Annotated in this window: 20 protein-coding genes; 9 read left to right on the forward strand and 11 right to left on the reverse strand. The window is 64.4% G+C overall.

What is annotated here, in order from left to right; all coding sequences use genetic code 11:
- Window positions 1–161: 161 nt before the first annotated feature.
- Window positions 162–1,661 (forward strand): MocR-like pyridoxine biosynthesis transcription factor PdxR, encoded by a 1,500-nt coding sequence (gene pdxR / locus N4264_RS17530; RefSeq protein ID WP_261693528.1) that lies wholly within the window; start codon window positions 162–164, stop codon window positions 1,659–1,661.
- A 49-nt stretch (window positions 1,662–1,710) separates the two neighbouring features.
- On the opposite strand, the gene N4264_RS17535 is transcribed toward pdxR, so the two are convergent.
- Window positions 1,711–5,205, reverse strand: coding sequence for a S8 family serine peptidase (locus tag N4264_RS17535; protein ID WP_261693529.1), 3,495 nt, complete (start codon window positions 5,203–5,205; stop codon window positions 1,711–1,713).
- Between the two features lie 449 nt (window positions 5,206–5,654).
- On the opposite strand from N4264_RS17535, the gene N4264_RS17540 reads away from it, so the two are divergent.
- Both N4264_RS17540 and N4264_RS17545 read left to right on the forward strand, forming a co-directional pair.
- On the forward strand, window positions 5,655–6,356 hold the full coding sequence (locus N4264_RS17540; protein WP_261693530.1) for a pseudouridine synthase: 702 nt from the start codon (window positions 5,655–5,657) through the stop codon (window positions 6,354–6,356).
- A gap of 451 nt (window positions 6,357–6,807) precedes the next feature.
- Window positions 6,808–7,767 (forward strand): GlxA family transcriptional regulator, encoded by a 960-nt coding sequence (locus N4264_RS17545; RefSeq protein WP_261693531.1) that lies wholly within the window; start codon window positions 6,808–6,810, stop codon window positions 7,765–7,767.
- Between the two features lie 31 nt (window positions 7,768–7,798).
- On the opposite strand, the gene N4264_RS17550 is transcribed toward N4264_RS17545, so the two are convergent.
- Together N4264_RS17550 and N4264_RS17555 are read right to left on the reverse strand one after the other, a co-directional pair.
- Entirely contained in the window at window positions 7,799–9,034 is a 1,236-nt protein-coding gene (locus N4264_RS17550; protein ID WP_261693532.1) for a lysozyme inhibitor LprI family protein, read from the reverse strand.
- A complete protein-coding gene (locus N4264_RS17555; protein WP_261693533.1) occupies window positions 8,953–11,604 on the reverse strand; it encodes a beta strand repeat-containing protein in 2,652 nt (883 codons plus the stop codon). Before N4264_RS17555 ends, N4264_RS17550 begins: the two co-directional genes overlap by 82 nt.
- A gap of 369 nt (window positions 11,605–11,973) precedes the next feature.
- Between N4264_RS17555 and N4264_RS17560 the strand changes: the two genes are divergently transcribed.
- Window positions 11,974–12,516 (forward strand): YcxB family protein, encoded by a 543-nt coding sequence (locus N4264_RS17560; protein ID WP_261693534.1) that lies wholly within the window; start codon window positions 11,974–11,976, stop codon window positions 12,514–12,516.
- Window positions 12,517–12,537: 21 nt separating this feature from the next.
- On the opposite strand, the gene N4264_RS17565 is transcribed toward N4264_RS17560, so the two are convergent.
- The 4 genes from N4264_RS17565 to N4264_RS17580 form a co-directional block, all read right to left on the reverse strand.
- Entirely contained in the window at window positions 12,538–13,095 is a 558-nt protein-coding gene (locus tag N4264_RS17565; protein ID WP_261693535.1) for a hypothetical protein, read from the reverse strand.
- Window positions 13,096–13,298: 203 nt separating this feature from the next.
- Window positions 13,299–13,931, reverse strand: a complete 633-nt coding sequence (locus tag N4264_RS17570; RefSeq protein ID WP_261693536.1) for a LysE family translocator — start codon at window positions 13,929–13,931, stop codon at window positions 13,299–13,301.
- A gap of 343 nt (window positions 13,932–14,274) precedes the next feature.
- Window positions 14,275–14,586 carry a hypothetical protein gene (locus N4264_RS17575; protein WP_261693537.1) on the reverse strand — a complete coding sequence of 104 codons (312 nt, stop codon included), beginning with the start codon at window positions 14,584–14,586 and terminating at the stop codon, window positions 14,275–14,277.
- A gap of 42 nt (window positions 14,587–14,628) precedes the next feature.
- Complete coding sequence (locus tag N4264_RS17580) at window positions 14,629–15,195, reverse strand: hypothetical protein (protein WP_261693538.1); 567 nt, start codon at window positions 15,193–15,195, stop codon at window positions 14,629–14,631.
- A gap of 264 nt (window positions 15,196–15,459) precedes the next feature.
- Here N4264_RS17580 and N4264_RS17585 point away from each other — a divergent pair, with 264 nt between their 5' ends.
- From N4264_RS17585 to N4264_RS17595, 3 genes are read left to right on the forward strand one after another with little or no spacing between them, the layout of a single operon-like run.
- Complete coding sequence (locus tag N4264_RS17585) at window positions 15,460–16,746, forward strand: phospholipase D-like domain-containing protein (protein WP_261693539.1); 1,287 nt, start codon at window positions 15,460–15,462, stop codon at window positions 16,744–16,746.
- The gene (locus N4264_RS17590; RefSeq protein WP_261693540.1) at window positions 16,743–17,600 is read left to right on the forward strand and encodes a TVP38/TMEM64 family protein; all 858 of its coding nucleotides are present in this window, start codon (window positions 16,743–16,745) and stop codon (window positions 17,598–17,600) included. Before N4264_RS17585 ends, N4264_RS17590 begins: the two co-directional genes overlap by 4 nt.
- Window positions 17,600–18,346 (forward strand): endonuclease/exonuclease/phosphatase family protein, encoded by a 747-nt coding sequence (locus tag N4264_RS17595; protein WP_261693541.1) that lies wholly within the window; start codon window positions 17,600–17,602, stop codon window positions 18,344–18,346. Before N4264_RS17590 ends, N4264_RS17595 begins: the two co-directional genes overlap by 1 nt.
- Here N4264_RS17595 and N4264_RS17600 read toward each other — a convergent pair.
- Window positions 18,332–18,682, reverse strand: coding sequence for a cupin domain-containing protein (locus N4264_RS17600; protein ID WP_261693542.1), 351 nt, complete (start codon window positions 18,680–18,682; stop codon window positions 18,332–18,334). The two genes, N4264_RS17595 and N4264_RS17600, sit on opposite strands and share 15 nt — an antisense overlap.
- A gap of 18 nt (window positions 18,683–18,700) precedes the next feature.
- Window positions 18,701–19,939 carry a CSLREA domain-containing protein gene (locus N4264_RS17605; protein WP_261693543.1) on the reverse strand — a complete coding sequence of 413 codons (1,239 nt, stop codon included), beginning with the start codon at window positions 19,937–19,939 and terminating at the stop codon, window positions 18,701–18,703.
- 685 nt (window positions 19,940–20,624) lie between these two features.
- Between N4264_RS17605 and N4264_RS17610 the strand changes: the two genes are divergently transcribed.
- Complete coding sequence (locus N4264_RS17610; protein WP_261693544.1) at window positions 20,625–20,828, forward strand: hypothetical protein; 204 nt, start codon at window positions 20,625–20,627, stop codon at window positions 20,826–20,828.
- 188 nt (window positions 20,829–21,016) lie between these two features.
- On the opposite strand, the gene bla is transcribed toward N4264_RS17610, so the two are convergent.
- Window positions 21,017–21,898: a subclass B3 metallo-beta-lactamase gene (gene bla / locus N4264_RS17615; RefSeq protein WP_261693545.1), complete on the reverse strand. Its 882-nt coding sequence runs from the start codon at window positions 21,896–21,898 to the stop codon at window positions 21,017–21,019.
- A gap of 185 nt (window positions 21,899–22,083) precedes the next feature.
- On the opposite strand from bla, the gene N4264_RS17620 reads away from it, so the two are divergent.
- Complete coding sequence (locus tag N4264_RS17620; protein ID WP_261693546.1) at window positions 22,084–22,566, forward strand: VOC family protein; 483 nt, start codon at window positions 22,084–22,086, stop codon at window positions 22,564–22,566.
- Here N4264_RS17620 and N4264_RS17625 read toward each other — a convergent pair.
- Window positions 22,550–23,152, reverse strand: a complete 603-nt coding sequence (locus tag N4264_RS17625) for a DUF6940 family protein (RefSeq protein WP_261693547.1) — start codon at window positions 23,150–23,152, stop codon at window positions 22,550–22,552. The genes N4264_RS17620 and N4264_RS17625 overlap by 17 nt on opposite strands.
- Window positions 23,153–23,184: the final 32 nt, after the last annotated feature.

The raw sequence follows: 23,184 nt of genomic DNA on the forward strand, positions 1-23,184 counted from the left end.
GGGACCTGCGGCCGAGTGGCCTAGCGCGGTGAACGTCACGCCTCCATTCGCAAGGACCGGTAGGGGGAAAGCCGTCTGGCCCCGTTGTAGGGCGGACGGCTGTGTAGAAGTGTCACAGGATCATCCACGCAGTCGCATATACCTTAATCTGCCTGTACCACTTGGATTCCGCCCATGGCCAAACGAGCCACTTCGTTCGCGTTGATGCTTACCCCCGCCCGGTTGGCGTTCCGGCGTATCGCTGGCTCTACGACACGGTCAAGCAGCAGATTCTCGACGGCCGCCTGACGCCTGGCGCACGCCTGCCGGGTACACGCGACATCGCCGCCCACTACGGGCTTTCGCGGGGAACCATCGTCAGCGCTTTCGAACAGCTGACGCAGGAGGGCTATCTGGAAGGTAGCGTCGGCTCTGGCACCTACGTCAGCAAGTCGCTGCCGCAGGAGCCGCTCAACGCCGAACGCGCCGGCGATTCGGTGGAGACACTGGCGCAGCGACGAAACCTGTCGCCGTACGCACGACAGGTAAAACCCTTCTTTCATCTCGATCCGCGCGCACCGCGCAGTTTCCGGCCTCACCTGCCGGCGATGGATCTGTTTCCGATCGGGCAGTGGGCGCAGATCGCTGCCCGCCGTATCCGCAGTTACACCGTGACGCAGATGGTCGGCTGCGACGCGATGGGGTATGGGCCACTGCGCGAGGCGATTGCCAACTACCTGCGTACGGCGCGCGGCGTGCGCTGCGAAGCGCACCAGGTTGTCATCGTCTCGGGCACGCAGGAAGCGCTTGACATCATTTCCCGCCTCTACCTCAACGCGAACGATCGCGTGGCGATGGAGGATCCGGGCTATCCCGGCGCAGCACGTGTGTTCGAATCGCACGGCGCGCAGGTCTGTCCGATTCCCGTAGACGAGGACGGCATGGCATTTACGCCCGCCCTTCTGCGCGGTGCCCGCCTGGCCTACGTCACGCCGGCACACCAGTTCCCCACGGGCGTCGCGATGAGCCTTTCGCGGCGACTGGACCTGCTGGAGTGGGCACGTACCAATCACGCGCTGGTTTTCGAGGACGATTACGACAGCGAATACCGCTACAGCGGACGCCCCATCCCTGCCCTGCAGGGACTGGATCGCCACGGCGTCGTCATCCACGCCGCCAGTTTCAGCAAGGTGCTGTTCCCGTCTCTGCGCCTGGGCTACTTCGTCGTACCACCCGACATGGTGGACCAGGTCGCCGCTGCTAAGGGCGTGACGATGCGGCACGCACCACTGCTGGAACAGCTGGTGCTCGCCGAATTCATTGCCGAAGGCCATTTCGCACGGCACATCCGGCGCATGCGTGACGTGTACTCGGAGCGCCTGGGCATCCTGGCCGAAAACGCGCGCTCCCATCTGTCCGGGCTGCTGGACCTTTCCACGATCGAAGCCGGCCTGCAGACGATCGGTTGGCTTCGTCCGGGGCTGGCCGAAGCGGATGCCTGCGCCGCTGCACAGGCCCGCGGCATCGAAGTGACGCCACTGGGACGCTACACGCGTGGCCCGGTGCGCCGGAATGGGCTCATGCTGGGTTTTGCCGCCATTGACGCGAATGAGATCCGCCGCGGCACGATCGAACTGGCAATGGCGCTGGAAGGCGCCCAGCGACGACTGGCCGTCGCCTGATCCCGCCGCGCGGCAGCCGGCACTGGGCCGGCTGCCGCTGACAGCGTTGTTACTGACACATAAACAGCGAGGGTTCGAATCCGTCGAAGAACAGCCTGTCCGGATTGCCGATGCGCACTTCATCCAGGAAGAAACCGGCGAAGGTCACGCCACCGTCGGATGCCAGGCGCCAGCGGATCTTGACGTTCTGGCCGGCGTAGCTCGACAGGTCGACCGTAAACGGCTTGAACACGGCGGTCGCGGTGCCATTGTTCGGATCCGCGTTGGAACCGGCGGTCGAGACACCCGCAAACGCACCGTGCGAGCCGGCGTAGCCGCACGCATTGCCCGTGTTGGTGAAGGTCGTCGGATAACCACCGGCCGGCGGCAGGTCAGACCAGTTCGTGCCACCGTCGGTCGAGATTTCCATCACCGCGCCGTCGTACTGCCATTCCAGGTTGTACTTGGCCTGGAAGCTCAGCTGGGCACCGGCCGGCAGCGTCATCGCCGGTGTTTCGATGCTGGCGCAGACCGCGTCCGGATAACTCTGGCCATCCTTGCCGCTGTGGTAGCTGTAGGTGCTGCCGGCGGCGGCGGTGGTGTTGGTGATCTGCCAGGGCGTCTGCATCGTCATGTACGCGCGCTGGTCGCCCGCCGAATCGTAGAAGGAGTTCGGATCCGGCCCGGTCGCGCCGGTGGGCGTCACCGGAATGGTCCGCGACTGCTGCGGGGTGGTCGTATTGCCCAGGTCGTCCGTTGCGGCGACGCGGTAGTAATACGTCGTGCCGCTGGTGACGGTCGTGTCGTCGTAGGTCAGCACCGAGAGATTGCTGGCTACTGTCGTCGCGCCGGTCATGTACGGATTGGTCGCACGCTGGATCGAGTAGGTCACGCCGGTCGCCAACGGGCAGGTCGCCGAGCCGGCCGGCCAGTCCAGGTCGACCTTGCAGGTCGCGTTGGTGCCCACCGCCGTCAACGTGGTGCCGTCAAACTGCGGCCGCAACGTGCAGGTGTCGGCCGAGACGACGTCCACGCAGCCGGAGATCGCGCCTTCCACGTCACCGCCGACGCCACGCACCTTGTAGGCGTAGCCAGTGCCGCCCTGCGTCTTGTCATCGACCAGCGGTGATGCCGCGCCGGTGGCGACCATGCGGAAGTCGCCGGCGGACGCACTGGCACAGGTACCGTTGGCGCGATACAGCTGGAAGCCCTGCGGCGCCGAACCGGTGAAGCTGACGCCAACGCCACTGGTGTTGTTGCTGGCGATGGCCAGGCCTGTCGGTGCCGCTGGCGCTACCGGATCAGGCAGGGCAAACGCACCGGAAACCGCTACCGCGTAACCCTGGTAGTCCGTTTCCGGACGCCCGTTTCCGGGAACGGCCGTACCCTTCACGCGTACCGTGTAGGAGCCCGCCGCCGGCGCATTCAGGCGTACCTGCTCGACCGTGTTGAGCGCGTCGGCCGTGCCGCCCGTCGTCGAGACGCCCAGGGCGAACACGTTGCCCTTGTAGATCTGCGCGGTCGGACCTTCCACTTCCAGGTCAAGGTTGTTGACAAGGGTCGAGCCGGCGCCCGGCGCACCTTCCGGATCAAACCAGGCCAGGGTGACGCGCAGTTCCGCACCCGCCGCCACGTTGGCGATCGTGTAGGAGTGAACGTCGGTCGTCTTCAGGCCTGCGGCGTTGGGCCGCTCGAACAGGCGCAGCCGGCGCGTGTCGTCGCTGCTGCCTGCCGGCGTGGCGAACCACAGATTGGAATCGAGCCAGGCGCGGCCCCAGCCGTAGTTGTTGTCCGGCCAGGTCGTGGTCGCCAGCGGGTTGGTGCCATTGACCATGACCGCCTTGAGCACGGCGCCGCTCGGATTGAAGGTATCGGCCGCTGTCTTGCTGCCGCGCGGATAGAAACCATCCTGGAAGAACTGGCGCACCAGCGCTGCGCTGCCCGCGATCGCCGGCGTGGCCATCGACGTGCCCGTCTTGGTGGTCACCGCCGCATCCTCGGCCGTGGTGCCGTTGTTGGTATCGGCGGCAGCGGAAACAACCGACACGGCAGGCGCGACGATGTCGGGCTTCAGACGTCCATCCGCAGCGGGACCGCGGCTGGAAGATCCATACATCGAAGTGCTGCCGGCGTGGGCCGTACCGCCCACGGTCAGGGAATTCTTCGCCGTACCGGGCGATCCCAGGGTGGACGCGCCCGGGCCGTCGTTACCCGCAGCCACGACAAACAGGAACTCATCGTGCGTGTTGGTGAAATAGTCCACATCCGCCGCAGTGGAGTCGTAGGCACCGGTATTGCCGCCGCCCCAGCTGTTGGTGTGGATACGCACGGTGGCGTTGTAGGCCTGCTGCAACGTGCCGACCAGATTGTTCAGACCGGTCAGGCTGCTGCCGGAGCCGATGTCCTGAACCAGGATCTGTGCATTGGGCGCATTGCCGTCGGCCAGGTCGTGGCCTGCAGTCGTCGGCGTCGAGGCGGTATAGGTCGCCGTGAAGGTACCGGCAGCGTCGCCCGCCACCGTACCGGCAACGTGAGTGCCATGGCCGCTGGTGTAGTCGTAGGACGTCGCGCCGGGCTGCACCCAATAGCCAAACACCTTGCGCGTGGGGTACTGCGTTCCGGGCGTGGGCAGCGAAGGCGACTCGGCGTCGGTAATCGCCACCACCGGGCCCGAGCCCTTGTCGAGGGTGGTGAACCAGGCTTCGTTACGGTCCAGGCCCGTATCGGCGACGGAAACGATCTGGTTCGTACCGAGGATGCCGTGGGCCCAGATCGGGGTGTTACCGCAGATGGTGCCACTTCCCGGGCAGGTGCCGGTGAAATTGCCCTGCAGCGTGCCGGGATCGCCCGAATTCTTGGTCGTCGGCGCGTTGTAGCGCTCAATCCAGGCGAGGTCGTCAATGGCGGCGGCAATTCCCAGGAACTCATCCAGACGCGACTGCGGCACCATCACGCGTACGCGGTCGCCGTGTTCGAAATTCTCGTTCTGGTTGGTGATCACCGCGGCCGGGAACTGCTTGCCCAGTGCATTGATGACCACGCTCGAAGACGCTTCGCGGAACGTCATCAGCTGCAGCTCGACCAGCGACTCATCCGCCGCTGGCGCGTGAGCCCGGTTGGCGACCCACAGGGCCGGGTCCACCTTCATGCCACGAACCATCGGGCCGGCCCAGCGCACGCCGGGAATGGCACGGATGCCGGCGACGGTCGCGCCATTCAACCGTACCTGGTAGGTGTTGCTCGGCAGGTAGCCGACGATGACGACGCCCAGTTTCTTCAGGCCGTCGCGCACGGGCAATGCCTTGCTGGCATTGAACTGGACGATCACATACTGGGCGCTCGGAATGCTTTCCACACCCGCGCCACTGAAGTCCATCTGCTGGGTCAAGGGGTCGAACGCGCCTGCACGCAGCACGATCAGTCGCGGGTCCTGCACCGCCTCGGCAATGGCCTGCGGCGTCGGCTGACTGGCGTACACCACCGAAAGGGCTTCAGCGGCGGAAAGATCGGCAAGGGCAATACTGAGTGCGGCGGCCAACGCCGACCGTCGAAGCAAGTGCTGCATACGGACGAAACTCCTCAGGGTGGGTGAGGTTCGATCCCTTGAACAGCAATATGCGATCTCCCCAACCGCATACCCGGCCTCCGCCGTCCGGCGACGATATACCATCCGCAGCGTCCGCGTCGCGTCATCATGGGATGGAAGGCGTATGGACGATGTCTGGCGGGTCGCCGGTCGCACACGCCAGAAGGTACACAGGCGGATTCGCTGCACTGCAGCACAGCGGCGCTGGATCCGGCCAGGCAGGCACCACGAATGCGGCGTCTGCATGTCGAGTCGCCGCGCCCGATTGCGTGGCCAAAGCCGCGGCACGCTGCTATCGTCGCCGCTTTTCCGTGCGCCCAGACATGTCTGCCCGCGACTACACCCTTACTGTCCCGGACACCGCCTGCACTGCTGTGGACCTGCTGGCAGCCCGGAGCGGCCTGTCCAGGTCCCGGATCAAGGACGCCATGGCCAAAGGTGCCGTCTGGCTGCGCCGCGGCAGCAAGGAAAAGCGACTGCGCCGCGCCACCGCCCCGCTGATGCGGGGTGACGTGCTGTCACTGCACTACGACGAAAAAGTACTGGCGGCGGTCGCCGCGGATCCGACCCTGCTCGCCGACGAGCGCCAGTACAGCGTCTGGATCAAGCCCGCCGGTGTTCTGGCACAAGGCACGCGAACCGGCGACCACTGCGCGCTGCTGCGCCTGGTCGAAGCAAAACTGGGGCGGGAAACATTCCTGGTGCATCGGCTCGATCGCGAAGCGGCCGGCCTGATGCTGATCGCCCACAACGCGAAAGCCGCCGCCGCCCTTTCGGACTTGTTTGCACGCCGGCAGCTGGAGAAAACCTATCGCGTCGACGTCCGCGGACGACTGCCCGAAACCGGCCAGTTCGACGCGCCGCTCGACGGCAAGCCATCGCGCACGACGTATCACTGCACGCACTATGACGCCGACTCCGATTGCAGTACGGCACTGGTGCAGATCGAATCGGGCCGCAAGCACCAGATCCGCCGCCATTTCGCGGACGCGGGATTCCCGGTCCTTGGCGATCCGCGATATGGCCAGTTCAACAGCGACTCGCGCGGTCTTCGGCTGGCCGCGATCGAGCTGCGCTTCCGCTGCCCGCTGAGCGGACGCGAACGTCACTACCAATGGCGTAGCCAATAGCGTCCGCTGCCGCGTGACACACCCGGCGGACAACGACGGCACGTGCCGCCACACGACGACCCGCAAGCCGCCTCGCGCCCGTCAGTTCTTGTACGCCACGACGCTGGTCACTGGGTGCAGGTGGGCGTCAGCGACTGGCGCTAAGCCCGACGAGGAAAGCAACCCGCGCAAGGATCCGCGCGACACCTTCCGGGAGCCCCCTCCGTCAAATGAATGAAGTGCACGCAGCGTAGTCTCGGCCAGGCCGCCAGCCCAACGACGGATGCCCAAGCAAGTTCCAGGCGCAAGTGGACGACGACGAGCGCCGCCCCGCAGGCTGATCACAACGACATAAATACTCTTTTCCCTTTCTAATTTTGTAACCACCACATAAGACCTGCAACGCCGCGGCAGCTTTACGCGTCCTGTGTCCGGCGCAATACTGGCTCGGTTCACGGCAAAGGCGATTCCCATGCGACTGGCGGTTCTGGCATTGGACGGCGTATTCGACACGGGGCTGGCAACGGTGCTGGACGCCTTCACGACCGCGAACGAACTGGCGCAGATGCATGAAATTCCAGCGCCGGCGCTGTCACTGCAGGTCATCGCCCTGCGCCCCGTCGTGCGCAGCGCGCTCGGCCTCCAGGTGCCGGTAGTTCCGATCGACGCCTGCGAACGACCGGATTGGGTCGTGGTACCCGCCATCGGGTACAAGATGCCCGAAGCCCTGGTCGCCGCGCTGGGCCGCGACGACCTGGTCGAAGCCTACGCGGCGTTGCAACGCTGGTCCGCAGCAGGCGTCCGCGTCGCCGCCGCCTGCATCGGGACCTTCGTTCTCGCCGAAAGTGGCTTGCTCGATGACAAGGAAGCCACGACGACCTGGTGGCTGACGCCCTTGTTCCGGCAGCGCTACCCGCGCGTCCGGCTCGACGCCAAGCGCATGCTCGTGGCCAGCGATGGCGTTCTCACCGCCGGTGCCGCGCTGAGCCACATGGACATGGCGCTGTGGTTGATACGCCAGCACAGCCCTGCCCTCGCCAGCGTGGTCGCCAAATACCTGGTCGTCGACTCGCGCCCCTCGCAGTCGGCCTATGTGATTTCCGACCACCTGGCCCGCGCAAACCCGTTGGTAGAACAGTTCGACCGTTGGGCACGCAACAACCTCGATCGCCCCTTCAACCTGGACGCGGCAGCTGCGGCCCTTGCCACCAGCAAACGCACGCTGGCCCGCCGCCTCGACGATGTGCTGGGCAAGTCGCCTACCGAGTACGTCCAGGATCTGCGGATCGAACGCGCCGTGCACCTGCTCAAGACCAGCAACAGCAGCGTGGACCAGATCGCTGCGCAGGTCGGTTATGCCGATGGCGTCACCCTGCGCACCCTGATGCGCAAGCGGCTGGGAATGGGCATCCGGGAACTGCGCCGTGCCTGATATCCGGCAGGAAGATCCGCACGGCCCGCATCTACTCGCCGGCCAATTCCTTCAACATGACTTCGCGCTCACGGGTGAAATGCTGGCGCCAGGCGTCGGCGGCGACCCCGGGATATTTGAGCGCACCGAAAGCCACCCAGGCGTCACGATAGGCAATCCAGCGACGTTCCGCCTCGCGAATGCCTTCGGGCCTGATGCTGCCCAGGCCCAGGTCGCCGTCATCCGCCTTCGCAGCCTTCATCGCCCTGGCATAGGCCGCATTCAAGTCCGCGTCCGCCTGCTTGAACGACGCCGGCGTGGCGCTGGGCAACTGCCCGTCCTCAAACCGTTCCAGGTTCCCAGCGAAAGCTTCTTCCAGCGACTCACGGGCACCGATGGCGAAAACAGCACGCGCCGTACCGCTCATGTCAACCTCGTTTTCGACGACGGCATCGATGAAAGCCGTTGAAGCAGCCTGCAGCGCAGCAAACGCTTTCCTGTGTCCGGCTGTCCAGCGGGCGATCAGGGTATCGATGCGCTGCTTGCGCTTGTCGCTCGCCTTCACCGCTTCCCGGGCCGCACATTCGCCCATCATGTAGCCGCTGGTGATGTCGTCACAAACGTCGAAGACTTCATGGGGATCAGTGTTGCCGCGCATCGATTCCAGATGACGCAGCCGCCCTTCGGTTTCCGCCGGCGCCGCAGCTTCGATCTCACAGGCGAACTTTTTCGCCAGATCCACGTCGCGGGCCACGCCGTGGCCGTTGGCGTACACCATCATGAGCACCGCGACGCTGCTGAACTCCGCTTGATTGCCTTCCTCACGCTCGATGTACGCGCACAGGCGCGCGCGCTCGTAGTCGGCATCGTCGTAGTACAGCTTCTGCGAATCGCAACCGGAAAGCGACGCTTTCCGTGCCTGCGTTGGCTGGTGTGTTTGCGGTGCAGCCAGCCCGCCCGCCATTACACAATCGGCACTGATTTCCTGTGCGACAGCGGGAGCGGCTGTCGCTGCAACCATCAGGACGAACCGGTCGCGCCACCGTCTGTTGCGCATCACCATCATCACACTCCTGGCGAAAGCGTCAGTGTAGCGATTGGACGCGCGCACGGACAAAGGTCTCGCCGGATCGACGCGCAAAAAAAACCGGGGCCTTTCGGCCCCGGTTGATTTACAGCCACTACTGCGGTCGAAACCGCTCGGGATCAGAACCGCATCAGCCCGCGTCGGCGTGCGACAGATCCCAGGACACCCAGGAGACCGGCAAGGAACGCCAGCATCTGCCACGACAACATCGGCAGTTGCACGGGCACCATTGCACCGAAGCCGGCGAACACGACGACATTATCCGTGCTGGTGGAGGCGGTATTGGCATTGCCAGCACCATCGATAGCGACACCGGCCGCGATCGAGACGATCACTGTACCGTCCTGCGTCATGCCGGAAACAGTGACGGTGTAGACCGTCGGCCCGCCGGTGACGACTGCGGTGGTGGCTCCTGCTGTTCCACCGATCGTGATGTCACTGGAGTCGAAGCCCGTCACCGGCTCACTGAAGGTCACCGTGTAGGTGATCGTCGGCGATACAGCCGGATCGGCCTGACCCACGGCCTGCTCGACGGTCACCGTCGGCGCGGTCACGTCAAAGCCGTTGAACGTCACCGTGTTGTCCGTGCTGGTCGAGGCCTGGCTCAGGTTGGTGCCATCGGTCGCTGCACCGGCGTTGATGCTGGCCGTCACGGTACCGTTGGTGGTCATGCCGGAAACCGTCACGGTGTAGATCGTCGGACCACCGGATACGACCGCTGTCGTTGCACCGGCCGTACCGCCCAGCACGATGTCGCTGCTGTCAAAGCCGGTCACGCTTTCGCTGAAAACGACCGTGAACAGGATCGGCGACGTTGCCGTCGGATCGGCCTGGCCGGCGTCCTGGTCAATTGTGACCGTCGGAATGGTCGCATCGGCGCCGGTAAAGTTGACCGTGTCGTCGGCGCTGGTCGATGCGCTGCTCGGGTTGTTCAGGGCATCCAGTACCGCCCCTGCGTTGACCGAGGCCGTCACGGTACCGTTGGCAGTCATGCCACTGACAGCGACGTTGTAGGTCGTACCCGAACCGGTGACGACAGCGGACGTCGGCAATGCGGTTCCGCCAACCGTGACGTCGGTGGCATCAAAGCCCGTCACCGCTTCGTCGAATATGACGGCGAAATTGATCGGCGAAGTCGCGGTCGGATCAGCCTGCGCGCCATCCTGGTTGAGGGTGACGGCCGGTCCGGTCTTGTCGATATCGTAGACCTGGCCGACGAAGTCGCCGTCATCCACTGATGGCCCGCCGAGTGCTGCAGATCCGGAGACGATGGAGTTGTCGTCGTTCAGGTCGAGTCGCAAGGTGCCCGAGCCAGTACCGGTGTTGACCGTCACCGTGTAGGTGGCGTTGGAACCGGTCACGCCGGTGACCGATGCGCCACTGATGCCGGTGTTGGTCAGCACGAAATCGGTCACATCCACGCCGGTGACCGACGTGTTGAACGTCACGGTGTAATCCACCGTGGTGGCCGACGTCGGTGTTGCATTGACGCGATTGATGGAAAGAACACTCGGACAATCCAGCGTGCAGCCTTCGATCTCGACCCCTTCGCCGGTAAATCCGAGTGCCGGCAGACCCTCGGGCACGATGCCGAGCTTGTAGTAGCCGTTCTGCTGGATGCCCAGGAGGAAGCGAAGGTCAACGGAAGCGCCGTTGGCAATCGGCGTTGCCAGGGTCACGACACCCGCGCTCATGGAACTGTTGAAGCCACCGCCGTTGGGTTGCGACGGCGGCTGTTCCAGGGTGGTGCCTTGCACCGTGACGTTGCTGGTACCCGATCCGCACGGCGGCCGGTCGACCGTGACCACGACTGCAGTGGATGTCCGCGGACGAAGATCGGCAATACCTGACGGCGCCGGGAACGTGGTCAGGTCGATCACGCGGAAACGCAGTCGCGTGAGGTTCTGGCCGGTGTTGTTGACGAAGGTGTAGCGGATGTCCAGTGTTCCAAACGTGGAATTGTTTGGCGGATCACTGGTGAAATCCCGCACGATGTTCGGCGGCGAAGCCTGTGCGACGCAGGTGTCGAGCAGGTTCGCATCCATGTTGCTGCCATTGGTGATCGGACTGGACGAGTTCTCCGGTCCTGGCGCACCCAGGCGCTGCCCCGCCCCGGCACTGGTGCCGTTCGTATCGACGAACACCAGATCTGCCGCGTTGTTGTTCGAATCCACGATCGTGCCTGCGGCCGGGCAGTTGCCGAAGGTCGTGATGCTTCCATCCTTGCCGCATTCGTCGCGGTGGAAGGCGTAGTCGATCGAGAACGGCGTCAGCGCCGGATACCCGGTCGCTTCCTTGTAAAGCGTATTGGCTTCGCTGGTCGAACCGATGGCATCCATGCGGGTCGCCAGCGCGAACTCGCCCGGAACATTCGTTGTGAACAGCGCGATACCGGCGTTATCGGGGATATCCGTGGTGTAGGTCGCGTCACCCGTGGCAGTCGTGCCGTTGCCGGCAGGGTAGGAAGCCAGGGAATAACCAACCGAATTGACGATGAGATAGTGGCCGTGGGCCGGGATGACGGTGCCGTTTGGAATGGTGCCGCGAACGGTTCCGTCCGACGCCGCAATGCCGTAACCCGTGCCCGTTCCCGAAGCGGAGACGGTGTGATCCGCAGCAGTCTCGTTATAGATCTCGATGAATTCGTCGTTGGCGCCGTTGGGGCCGCGGACGCGGAATTCGCTGATGACGAGTGGCGCTGCCAATGCCTGCGCCGATGCAATTGCTGCCAGTACCGCCGCACTCAAACGTAATACACGTTCTACTGCCATCGGTTTCTCTCCCCATGCGGCCAAGCCGCGGTCGTCACCTCAGCAGCACGAGCCAACCCGGTTCGCGCTGGCTCGCCGACTATACGCGCGGTCATCGGCATGGTCTATCCTCTTTCCGGCAGCGGGCGCAGCCAGATCGGTCCACTACTGCAGGGCGAAAAGGCGACGGATTTTTGACACCCTGAACAGGTGGCCGCAGCCGAACAACAGCCAATGTGGACTTTTGATTTTAAGACTTTGTTCTTTTTGTGCTGCAACGACGAACCGCGCGCTTCGCCTCAGCGCGCCGGCACCGGACTTTGGGAATACACTGTCGGGCCTGTCCGGCGGTTACGCCGGCACCACCCCCTGGACTTCCCTGGAAATCGCTTGAAAGTCGAATACATTACCGACCCGTCGGACGCGCAGCTGGCGCGAAGCCTTACAGTCCGCAGTGTCGCCAACGCGACCGGCATCGCGACGAGCAGCGCCATTGCGCAGTTTCTGACGGTCATGCTGTTCTTCATGGCGCTGTTCGCCAACCTGACCGTTATCGCCATCGGAAAGGACAGGACGCGCTCTCACGCCATTGCCGCCGCCAGCCTGGCTCTCGCCGGCACGGTACACCTGGCATGGCGTTATCGATGGCGGCGTCGCTGCGAATCGCTGATGACCGGAATCAGCCAGCGGCCGTCGACGCCTGTCACCATCACCCTGGGCGACGACGGCATTTCGGTGACATCGCCCCTGCGCCATGCGCACTGGCCCTGGACAGGCGTGCGGGGCGTGCGCACGCTTGAGCGTCACACGGCTCTGACCTTCTTCGACTACGAAACCTGTGCCATTCCGGACCGTGCTTTCGCCACGCCAGAGGAAAAGGCGGAATTTTCGGCCCAGGTGCGCCGGCATTTGCCGCTGGCAGCGAACGCCTGACGATCCGCCAGGGTGTATCCCTCAGTTCACGTCCGACCGGCGCAACGCCGAGAGAATCTGGGTCTGATTGTTGTAGAGATCTTTGGGGGTGGTCAATTCGACCCGATCCGCCAATAGCCGGATCACCTCCGCCAGGTACGCCTCGGGGGTATCGTCCTCGGGCGCCCACATCCGTGCGCTGCCGGCCTGGGGCGAGGTGATCCGGTAGGTCACGCTGTCGGTTTCCACCCGGCCCGACGGCACGGCAGCGGCGATGGCGCGGCGATAGCGATCGAGGATCCGCTGCACGGCATCACCATCCATGACGGCCCGCTGGGCGAGCGGTCGGAATGCGGGCGCGACGGCCACCGTCGCGTCGGGATGGCGCATCTGCTGGATTGCCACTTCCGTCCAGTAGGACTTATCCAGCCGTACGCGGATGACCTCGTTGCCGACAAGGCGCAGACCCCATTCCGGCGCATAGGCGGGCAGCACGGTGATCGAAAGGGATGCCGCGCCGGGCGCTGCATCGTTGAGGAGCCGATCGACTCCCTGGTAGTAGGCAGACAGGAAGGTTGAATCGCAAGGTTCCATGGCCATGGCGCGGATGCCTTCGTGACGAGACCCGGGTTCATTGGACTGCCACCGGCAATAGTGCACGAAACCGGGCGGCGCGACGAGTCAGGCCGACAGCCAGTAGCGCGCGAGCGATGATCCATTGACCTTCAGGCCGGCGCGAAGCCTGCCCCCTGCCGACGCGACCGGCTGCCGCTGCGGCAGCCAGCCCGCGCATCGGCCGACGCTTACCGCCGCCAGTCCAGTGCCATCCGGAACCCGAGCGCCGCCAGCACTGACCCCATCACCCAGCGCTGTAGCGACATCCACCGCGGGCGCCCCGCCAGGAACGAGGCTACGGCTCCGGCAGCCAGGATGATCAGCGCGTTCATCGTGACGCTGATGAGAATCTGCACGCCGCCGAGCACCAGCGATTGCGTCAGCACGTTGCCGGCCGCGGGGTCGATGAACTGCGGCAGCAGCGACAGATACAACATGGCCGCTTTGGGATTGAGCAGGTTTGTGAGGAAGCCCATCACGAACAGCCGGCGATCGCTGTCCGGCTCGAGGGTCTGCAGAGCAAAGACAGCGCGACCGCCCGGCTTGAGGGTCTGCCAGGCCAGGTACAGCAGATACGCGGCGCCCGCCAGGCGCAGCGCATCGTAGGCAAAGGGTACGGTCACGAGCAGCGCGGTGATACCGCACACGGTGGCCAGCATGTAGAGAAGGAACGCAGCCGCAACGCCTCCGAGTGACACCAGGCCGGCTTTTCGCCCCTGGCAGATGGAACGCGAGGTCAGGTACATCATGTTCGGCCCGGGCGTCAGCACCATGCCGAAAGCGACCAGCGCGAAACCCGCAACAGCTGTGGATGAGATCATGCGCCTGCCTGCCAGACCGTCGGTAGCTAACCGGTATCAATGCATTGTGTTCGCGCGGGGCAATGGGCACATAGAGCCAATTCGCGCGGAAATCCGGCGCCAATTCCAACGGAAAATCCTGCAGTGGCGCGAATCTCGGGTACAGAGCCCGACACGCGCCCCGAAATAGCGCGGAGCGCCGTCACCCCGGAGCAGGTGCTGGTTGGTCCAGCGCGTAACCGGATGCCGGCTGATTCCCGGAACGAGCATGATCGCCGCGTCGTAGGAATTCTCCGGCCATGCGACCACCGGGCAGTCACATTGCCGCCGAGCCTCACCGCCAGGGGGATCAGCATCGATGCCGTCAGCAGATCAGGCAATGTCCCGGATGGCTGGGAACCAACGACGACACACCCGCAAAGTCCGCATCATCGACGGTATGAACCTGGCGCGTCATCACGGTTCCAAGCGGCTCCACGGTCAGACGTGGCCTGCAGGAATCATCGTTATCACTCGCGGCGATGAGACAGGGCACCTCTCCGGCGAGAAGTCCGCCGGGATCGCACATCGCCCACGCCAATGCCGCGCGGCGGGACCGGCCGCGCCACGACAGCCCGCGATCGCTGTCGCTATCCGGTTCTTCCGCGTGACGGATCAGTACAAGACGATGCTTCATCGCCTTTGCGCCTCGCCCGGCCGAGTCGCTGTCGACGCCCTCCTACCTGTATGCTTTCTCAACAGTAGCATCGCGCGATCGCATCGTCGTGGACGTATTTTCGATCACCTCCAGGATGTACAGCTCGCCTTCGCCGGCCGAACTGCGGTAAGTGATCACCTCCCCCGCACGGCAGCCCAGTAGCATCCAGCACGCCGGCCCCGATGCATCGGGCGGCAAGGTGTCGTCCAACGGCGTACGGCCGAGCGTGAACGAGCGGAGCTGTCCCTGGGCGTCGACGGCCAGTACCGTGCTGAGGGGGCCGGCGCATTTGCCATGCGGCGTTGCCGTCCACTGTGGCGCCACTTCCAGCATGCGTTGTTCAAGCCGTCGTATCTCGCACTCGGCGATGGCGCGCTTGAGTTGGACATAGGGCACACTGCCTACCTGTTCCGCGGTGCGGCGCCGGAGGTCGGCGATCCGGCGGCGCAGCAGCGCCAGCGACTGCGCGGCGCAGGCTGCGGCCCGTTGCAAGGGCAGCACGGGCACGCTCATCGCCGCCACGCCGGCAGATCCTGCATGCTCCGCATCCATTCGGTCCGACAACGTCATCGGCCTGAACATTGCCATAGTTCACCCCTTTGTAGACGACAGATAGCTCAGACGGGCAAGTGCCCCGGACAAAGCGACTGCAACCGGTGTGCCGGATGATCGGCCGGGCAAGCCGCAGCGATGGCGTGGGGTCCAGCGCGGGCATCCGTGCAATTCGCGATGGCTGGCTGAGGCGGCGTTGCGGATTGCGCTGCGCGGCAAGCTCAAGTGCGCCGCGCGGTACGGAATCGGCGATGGCATGCGGCGTGCTGTAAGTCCCGGTATCCCCCGTCAGGTCATCCCATGGACGGCGACGCCGAGACGAGACCGCCACTGCTTCAGCCCGGTAGCACGTGCTGGCGCATCGAAACAGCCGGTCTTGCCGCTTGCCTGATCGACGCACAGTGCTGTTTTCGCGCCATGCGCGAGGCGCTGTGCCAGGCGCGTCGCTCAGTGTTCCTGCTCGGCTGGGACATCGACAGCCGGATGACGCTCACGCCCGAGGACTCCGGCGACGGATTTCCACAGCCGCTGGGGGAATTCTTCGATGCATTGGCGCACGCCAGACCGGACCTGAACATCTACCTGTTGTCGTGGGACTACGCCATGCTATTTGCGATGGAGCGCGAATGGCTTCCGGAATACCGTCTGAACCAGCGCACGCACCGGCGGGTGCACTTTCGCCTCGACAGCGCGCACCCGTTGGGCGCCTCGCACCACCAGAAGGTGCTGGTCATCGACGACGCGCTGGCCTTTGTCGGCGGCCTTGACCTCACGCGTTGCCGCTGGGACACCACCGAACACGCAGTCCATGATGATCGACGACGCGACGCGGCCGGCAAGCGGTACGCGCCCTTTCACGACGTCCATTTCCTGGTCGACGGCAACGCCGCCTGCGCCTTGGGTGAGCTGGCGCGCGAGCGCTGGCGCCGGTGCACCGGCGAAACTCTCGCACAGGCGCAGCCGCACCCCGTCGCATGGCCGCCTTCTGTCACGCCCGACTTCAGGGATGTTCCGGTCGCTATAGCGCGAACCGAGCCGGAATTTCCGCCCTATCCGGCCGTCAACGAAATCCAGCGGTTACTCCAGTCCGCCATTCTCGGTGCGCGTGACAGCGTATTTATCGAGAACCAGTACTTCACCTCCAAGCTGATCGGCGATGCTATTGCCACGCGACTGCAGGAGTCGAACGGACCGGAAATCGTCGTCATCGCGGCACGCGAGCAATGCGGCTGGCTCGAGCAGAACACGATGGGCGTCCTGCGCAGCCGGCTGGACCTGCGTCTGCGCGCCGCCGATTCGGGCGGCCGATATCGCACGTATTGCCCGCAGCTGTGTGAAGAGAGCAGCGTTTGCCTCAACGTGCACAGCAAAGTGCTGATCGTTGACGACACATTCCTCACCATCGGGTCGGCGAATCTCAGCAACCGCTCCCTGTTCCTCGACACGGAATGCAATGTCGCCATTGTCGCCGACGGCGATCGTGCTATTCAGGAAGGCATTCGTGCCATCCGCGATCGGCTTCTTGCCGAGCACCTTGATACCCCCCTGCTGTTGTCCGGGAGCACCTGCCGGGAAGCCGGGGCTTGATCAAGGCGATTGAAGCACTGCGCCGCGACGGTCGGAGTCTGGCTCCCGTTTCCCTGACGGTGCAAGCCGAGGTGGATGCGCTGGTTCCAGGGCATGCGGTAATCGACCCGGAGCGGCCGTTGGATCCGCGTACGCTGGTACAGGATCTCCTCGCGCATGAAGACCGGCGTCCGGTCGCGCGACGGTTGACGCGATGGGTCATCTTCATGGCCTGGGCGGCGGCGTTGCTTGCGCTATGGCTGGCGACGCCATTGCGGGAGTGGATGGACGGCCCTGCCCTGGTTGCATCGGCACGTGGACTGGGGACATCACCCGTCGCACCCTTGCTGGCGGTGTTGATCTTCGTCGCCGGCAGCCTGGTCTTTTTTCCCTTCAACGCCATGGTCGTGCTGAGCGTGATTGCGCTGGGCCCCGTCTCCGGCGCGGGCTGCGCATTGATCGGAGGCCTTTGCGGCGCGAGCGTGACGTATGAAATCGGCCGGCGCATTGGTCGCGACACCTTGCATCATTGGCTCGGTGCGCGATTTCACCACTATTCCCGACGGTTTCGCACACGCGGCCTGTTGGCCATCCTGGCGGTTCGACTGCTGCCAGTGGCGCCATTCACCCTGGTCAATCTTCTGGCTGGTGCCGCCAACGTGCGGCGCGTCGACTTTATCGCCGGCACCCTGTTAGGCATCGTGCCCGGCGTCATACTCGCGGCGCTCGTCGTGGACAGCGCCATCGCGGCACTGCGTGAACCACGCTTCGGCAACTACCTCGTGTTCGTGGTGGCCGCGATCACGCTGGTGGGAGCGACGGTAATGATGCAACGCTGGCTGAGTCGCCGCCTGCGCCGGTCGGAGGGCAGGTAATGCGCGTGGCAACTTACAACATTCACGCTGGCGTCGGCACCGATGGAAGACACGACATCGAGCGCATATGCACCGTGATCGAGGAAATCGGTGCCGACGTCCTTGCATTGCAGGAAGTGGAGCTGCACGACGCCGAACACGGTGCCATCGCCCTGTTGTCGCAGCGCTACTATGAAATTGGTTCGTCGCCGGTCTTCACCAAACGGGGGCACCCCTACGGCAACCTGTTGCTCAGCCGGTTTCCCATCTCACACATCCGTCACTTGTCGCTGTGCGTCATGGGCTGCGAGCCGCGCGGCGCCGTCGACGTGGACCTGGACGCCCCTGGAGGACTGCGGGTCATTGCCACGCATCTGGGCTTGAGCCCGGGCGAGCGGCGTGACCAGGTACGCCGGCTGCTGCGCGCGTGCAAGGAACCGCAGGTCAGCGCGGGCTTGACCGTACTCCTGGGCGACCTGAACGAGTGGCTGATGTGGGGGCGACCGCTGCGGTGGCTGCACCGGCATTTCGGCGAAACGCCGGGATACCGCACATTTCCGACGTTTTATCCGCTGCTCGCGCTGGATCGGATCTGGGTCGCTCCGCGATCCGCCCTTATCGCCTCATGGGTGCACTCAACCCGTACCGCACGCCGTGCGTCGGATCATCTGCCGTTGGTCGCCGATCTCCTGTTGCCCGACCTCACCACAGACGCAGCGCCGGAAGCAGCAGGCCGAAGCAGCAGGCCGCCGTCACGCCTGCGTTGAACCGATTCGTGCGTCATCGTCCGGATGCAGGTGCACGGCCAGCCACAGGGCATCGGCCGAAACCCGTTGCACGGTGTGCGGTGTCGACGCCGGCAGGAACACGTAGTCGCCGACCGTAAGCTCGACCACACGATCGTCGATGAGCAGCGTGGCCTCGCCGCGCAGCAGCACGACCCATTCATCCTGCGTCTGCACGTAGGGGGTTGGCGTGACCACTCCGGAACTGACGATACGTTCGACGACGAGATTGCGATGCCGCAGCAGCACGTCAAATCGTTCGCCCGACCGGGGTGGCAGAGCGTCGCCAAAGAAGTTGCCGGAAGCCTGTTCGCTCATGGATGTCACGCCGTGCACTCACATATCGAAACCATCCGCGAAGATACGCTCATAGGCTTCCGTCGCGCCACGGTCGCAGCGCCCGCCGGACCGGCGCGGCAGCCCATGCGCATCCACCGGCTCGCAGTGCGGTGCGCCGGACGGGAGTGCTGGATCGCCCGTATCGAACGCCGGGCTGGTCACCATCGGCGGCTGGGTATCGATGTCCCCCAGGTACAGGGCCAGCGGCATCAGCTGAGGATTGAGAATATTTGCCGCAGATCCAAACAGATCGCCTGTCGACGGCGATACGTTGCAGGCCGTTCCGATATTGCCGATGAGGTTGTAACCGGCAGAAACCAGGGTGCCAGGCGCGGCGACGCAGTCGGGATTGTTGGCTCCACCGGTTACGACGCTCAGATCCGCATTGCCGGCAAGTATCGAGTTGGACATTTGCACCGACAGCGCGGAAACCAGGGCCCCGTCGCCGGAGCCGTTGAAATCCGCGTCGGTGACAGTCTCGGTGACAGTGACGTTGTTGAGCATCGCCGGCCCGTCAAAGCGCGCGAATCCGCCATCCGTGAAGCTCTCGTTGCCGTTGAAGGTGGCATTGCGCAACGTGGCCGTCGTGGCACCCACGTAACGGATCGCGCCTCCACCTGGCCCTGCCGGGTCTGTTGCGGCATTTGCGTGGAACGTCACACGGTCGATCGAAAGCGCACCTTCCGCGTAGATCGCCCCGCCCGTGGACGCCTCATTGTTGGACAGCATGCTCTGCGACAGCTGCACAGAGGCGCCGGCCCGCACGCGAATCCCGCCTCCTGTTGCGCCGCCACCATCGCGCAATGTAAGGCCGCTCATGATGACCGACACCGTTGTCGCGTTGGCATCACCGATGTCCAGGACACGTTCGTCCCGGTCGCCGCGCAGCGTGGTCGTTTGCGCGTCGTCACCGCGCAGCTCGATGAAGGCGGCGCGCAGGTCAAGGTCACCACCCGCATTGTTGTCTTCGTTGACCGCCACACGAGTGATGCGGTATGTGCCGCTGGGCACGTCAATGCGCGTGTAGGGCGCCGCGAGCCCCCGTCCGCATTCTCCAGGGGCCATTCCCGAGGGCTGTCCCGTGTTTGCTGCCGTGATCGCTTCGCGCAACGAGCAGGCGCCATCGTTGGCAACCACGTCGTCGACCACCGACACCGTTATCGTGGCAGCCCCGACACCGGTCGAAACCAAGGCGGCTGCGAGAATTGCCGTCTGAAACCAATGACACCGATGCATGAGCCCTCCTCGGCACTGCCAGGACGTCGGACGCCGATCACCTTGGCTTCGCGCAGTGTGTTCTACACCTCCCGCCGGAAGAGGATGTGATGCGGATCAATTGATCGCCAGATACCGCACGATCTCCGGAGCAGTCCTGCGAGGTCACCGGCCGTCCGCGGCAATCCTTGCTGTAGTGGCTTTGCCGTGCAGGCGAAACACACCCGTCATCGACGATTCGTACCGTATTGGCCGATAACGAGACTCCCGTCAGGTTCGAGCTGGTCAATGCGCAGGAGTCAATTCGCAACGCGTGTCGCAGACGCTGAGACCGCAGCCTGCGAAACTTGTGATGTGGGTGATCAATCAGCGTTCGCACCGATCTGCACCGACGGTTCGTTAAAGAGACGTTAGGAGATTATTCACCTTACGCGACAAGGGGTCTGTATAATCAGCGTTCTCGGCCGCCGTCTGGACGGCCGAAGCAAGCTCGAAACTTCGAGCATTCTGTGCCGATCGGCACATCGTAACGCCTCCGGACACACCGACTTCGTCGGTTTACTCATGGAAGAGCGACTTCGTTCGCTCCTGTAGCAACGAATGCTGGCGACAGCCATTTCGAAGCTCCCGACTCACGCAGCGGCTCTCCGGTGCGACGGAATCGTGCGCCTTCGCGATGACTCGCCGGCTCATTGGAAAATATACTATGTTTACTTTTATTGATCTAAACCGTAATCCGTCCGTCGGTACGTCGCGTCGTCGTCACTACGCCGGCACCTACCGCTCCCGCGACACCTACAAGCGTCCGGCCCGGTATGCCAAGACCGACCTGACCGACTTCTTCCCCCTCGCCGCCGAAGCGGTCGAACCGACCGAGCCGTCGGCTGCCACCGAGGCGACACAGGCGTAGTTCCACCAATGCGCTTTGGCGCTGAAGCCAGCCAACCGCTCGCAAGCTCGCCTGACTGACGGCGCCAACGCAACAACACACGCCGGCCATCCGAAAGGGTGGCCGGCGTTTTTCATGATGGCGGATGCCCGCCAGACAGGGGACCGGGCCCCGGCAACACCAGTCGTGAATGGGTGATCAGAAGCCCTTCACGGCATAGCGCCGGCCGATTTCTGCTCGTCGGCCAGACGCTTCTCCAGCCGGTCCGCTGCGCCCTCTGCATAGGAACGACAGGCACCGGCAGCATGCAATGCCTCCGGCTCTCCACGGTCCTTGCGCGCGATTCGTTCGAAGAATCCACTCGCTTCTGGATGAGGCGTGATCAACAGGTCACACGGCAGGTTCTTCAGCATTTCCAGCCCCCGACGGAAGTCGGCCACGCGATGGGGATGTGCCGGATCGCCGTAGCGATACGAGGGGGCGCCCATTGCCGTCAGGCTGTCGGCGTAGACCATCTCAAGACACTGTTCCCCTTCGCAGCTTTGCCAGGTCCAGGTGGTGCTACCCGGTGTGTGGCCCGGCGTGGCGTGCGCGGTGAAAGCATTCGGCCCGATCCGGATCGTCTCGCCGTCAGCAACCACGCTGACCGGCGAAACAGCGGGAAACGTCGCGGCCAGGCCGTGCTGGGGATCACTGGCGTCATCACCGCCGGATTTCAGAAGTACGGCGGAATGCGCACTCGCATGGACGACCGCACCGCTATCCCTCACCAGCTTCGCGATACCACCGGCGTGGTCGTGGTGCGCGTGCGAGTTGAGCACAATCCGTACGTCTTCGATCTTGAAGCCCAGCGAGCGGATATTGGCCTCGATCAGGTCCGCATTCTCCGCCATGGGAACGTCGATCAACACATGCCCCTTTGGCGAGGTGATCAGCAGTGCCGTCAGACCCTGCGATCCCACATAGTACGTATCGCCGTGCACCCGGAATGGCTTGTGTGGCTGGCTCCAGGACGGTGGAATCGTATTCTCGGGCGGTGTCGCCGGCGTAGCGCCGGCGAGCACCGCCAGTATGGGCATCATCGTGAGCATATCGACCTCATCAGACTGGGGCCGTGATCATACGCGGCAAGCGACTCGGAAAATGGCGGGGAACCGCCGGCGGAGTGGCATTTGGCGGGCAAGCATCCGGCACATTTCGCGCGCTGCACGCCGGACGCGCTGGCATGCAATCGGCCGGCACACTAGGATCCGCCTGAAGCAGCGGAGGCAGGCGCATGACGACTCATCTGATCGGTCCAGCATCGCCCAACCGGTCCCTGCCGGCCGTCACGGTCGTTCCTGTCCTGCACTACGCCAACGTCAATGAAGCGGCGCGGTGGCTATGCCAGGCATTTGGGTTCGTGGAGCGACTGCGGATCGGGGATCATCGGATCCAGCTGTCCGTAGGGGACGGCGCCGTGGTGGTCGCCAGCCGCCCGGCATCCGCGACGGAAATGCCCACGGCGCATTCAGTCATGGTCCGCGTCATCGACGTCGATGCCCACCTGGCGCATGCCCTGGAGCAGGGTGCGCGCGTCATTGCAGAAGCAAACACGTACCCCTACGGCGAGCGCCAATATACGGCCGTCGATATCGGCGGCCATGTGTGGACGTTCTCCCAGACCGTCGTGGACGCCGATCCCGCCTCCTGGGGCGGCGTCCTGCTGGCAAGCGAGAGCGGGGCCGCCAGCGACAACAGTATCAACGAGCGGAATTGAGGTAGTCCGGATCGGCATAGGCAGCGAAGCGGTAATACTTCGGCCGCCAATCCAGTCGGACATGCAACCAGGCGACGCCAAGCCCGGCGGTGCTGAGCCATAGTGGACGCGGGCCGCATCGCGAAGCGAATGCCGCGGCGACAGCTACCCAGAGTGCCTGCGCAGTCCGCTCGTCCGCCGTGCGCAGAAATCCGGCCAGGTGCGCGTAGTCAACGCCGCGCTGGCGCGGACACGGGGCGATCAAGCAGGCGTCCTTCGCCAGGCTGTCGAACGCGACACAATCCACACCGTGGCGAAACTGGTCCCGGAACGGATGGCTGTCTGCGCAGGTGTTTGCCAGACGCGGGCTGTCGACCATCACACATTCGAACGGTGCGTGCAGCACGTTGGCCGATAGCGCGGGAAGCTCCAGGCACCATGCGGGCCACGGCGTGCCGAGCAACGTGTCAATCCAGTACTGCCGGAATGCCGCGTCCACCGCCCAGCTTTGGATCACCTCGGCAAAGGTCATTGCACGCGACTGTCGAAAGAGGCCACAACCCAGTACCCGCCCCGCGCCCACTGTCGTCGTACGGCTGGTCCACATCCGTCTCTCCCAATCGCGGCAATACGTGGAAT

The organism is Tahibacter amnicola (assembly GCF_025398735.1).
GTDB lineage: Bacteria > Pseudomonadota > Gammaproteobacteria > Xanthomonadales > Rhodanobacteraceae > Tahibacter > Tahibacter amnicola.